This window comes from Microbacterium sp. H6 (assembly GCF_003314775.1).
GTDB lineage: Bacteria > Actinomycetota > Actinomycetes > Actinomycetales > Microbacteriaceae > Microbacterium > Microbacterium oxydans.
The window spans coordinates 12,662-13,317 of sequence record NZ_QOAY01000315.1 but is presented as its reverse complement, the minus strand read 5'-3'; the positions used below and the strand labels follow the sequence as shown (position 1 = coordinate 13,317).

Below are 656 nucleotides of genomic sequence, written 5' to 3'. Positions count from 1 at the left end.
CGGCGGCGAGCTCGCGACCACGCTGACCGTGCCCGCCGGCGGAACCGCGCGCACCGGCTTCGTGCAGGCGATCGGCCTCGACGAGTCCGACGCGAAGGCCACCTGGGCCGACGTCGCCGGTGACATCCCCGGTGCCGTCGCCTCAGCCGAAGAGTTCTGGAACCGACAGCTCCGCGCCGCGTTCGACCCCAGCGACACCGAGTTCTCCGGCGCACTACCCGTGCTCGACACCGCCTCCGCACCCCTGCGTCGCCTGTACTGGTGGGCGGTGCTGGGCGTGATCTGGTTCCGCCGCGACTTCGCCGGCAACGTGCTCGGGCGTTCGTACGACACTCTCATGCCCAACTACTGGGGCACGACCACGTTCATCTGGGACTACAGCCTCAGCTCGGTGAGCCACGCCCTGCTCGACCCCGACGAGATGCGGAACCAGGTGCGGCACTGGATCTCCCTCGACATCCACTCGCACTTCGGCACCTCGTCCCTCACCGGAGGCCCGGTCGGCCGCTGGTACTCCGTGAACGACTACGCCATGACCCGCCTCGTGCACGACTACGTACGTTTCACGGGCGACGTCGCCTTCCTCGACGAGCTCGTCGGCGACCACACCGTTGCCGCGTCGGTGCGGCAGTGGGCGACCGCGTGGCAGGAACTGC

General features: G+C 69.4%; 1 pseudogene. It reads left to right on the top strand.

Going from position 1 to position 656, the window contains the following annotated elements:
- Positions 1–656, top strand: a pseudogene (locus DSP71_RS21620) (hypothetical protein); the annotation flags it as partial.